Below are 877 nucleotides of genomic sequence, written 5' to 3' on the forward strand. Positions count from 1 at the left end.
CTCGGCGGCCTCGCCCAGCACCGCGACGGGGATCCGCACCCCGGCCCCGGGGCCGGGCACGACCTCGCCGAGCAGCTCGACCAGGACGGCCGACGCGTCGTCGGGCGGGACGCGGAGCAGCGCGACGTCGTCGCCGATCCGGGTGGCCAGCACCGCGTGCCCGGCCCGCCGCGCGACCATCGCCCGCTGCCACGACGGCGGTGCGACCACGAGGTCGTGCTGGAACTCCGGTGCGACGACCGTGCGCAGGTCGCCGACCAGGTGCTGCTCGAACGCGGTGCCGGTGAACAGGCCGCGCGCGGCGAGGGTGTCGAGACACCCCTGCACGACACGGGCCCGCTCGACGTCGGTGAACCCCGGGCTGAGCAGCTCCAGGACCGCGGGGTTGCGACCGAGGTCGAGCAGGTCCCGGGCGACGTCGAACTCGGCGGCGGTGAGGACGGTGGCGCGGTTCCAGTCGATCATCGGTGGGGCTCCTCGGGGGCCAGGACGGCGTCGGTCGCGGCGATCTCGATGTCGAACACCTCATCGGTGGGGACGACGTAGCGGTTGCGGTGGTCCCGGGTGTCGCGGCTGCCCGCGCCGCCGGCCATCGGGCCGTAGCCGCCGGGGGCGCCGCCGCGTCCGGTGGTCTCGCCGGGGCGGGCGGACCAGGCCGCCTCGGCGGTCCGGACACCGGGACCGAACGGCTCGTACGGTCGTCCGCCACCGGATCCCGTGCCGCCGGGGAGGCGGTCGCCGTACCCGGGACCACGGGCCGACGGCGGGAGGAGCGGCTGGGCCCGGGTCCGTTCGCCGAACCGGTGCCCGAGGTCGACGCGGGTGGCGAGCGGGTCGGGACCCGGTGTCGTCGTCGGGTACGGGCCCGGGGGCGCCG

Annotated in this window: 1 protein-coding gene and 1 pseudogene; both read right to left on the reverse strand. The window is 77.3% G+C overall.

The window, feature by feature from the left end; translation table 11 throughout:
• Positions 1 to 465, reverse strand: a 465-nt coding sequence (locus tag GTW08_RS06225) for an ESX secretion-associated protein EspG (RefSeq protein ID WP_161151558.1), incomplete at its 3' end; no start/stop codon positions are given.
• A pseudogene (locus GTW08_RS06230) lies at positions 462 to 877 on the reverse strand (hypothetical protein); the annotation flags it as partial. The gene GTW08_RS06225 and the pseudogene GTW08_RS06230, both read right to left, overlap by 4 nt.

Source organism: Pseudonocardia sp. SID8383 (assembly GCF_009864975.1).
GTDB classification, from domain to species: Bacteria; Actinomycetota; Actinomycetes; order Mycobacteriales; family Pseudonocardiaceae; genus Pseudonocardia; species Pseudonocardia alni.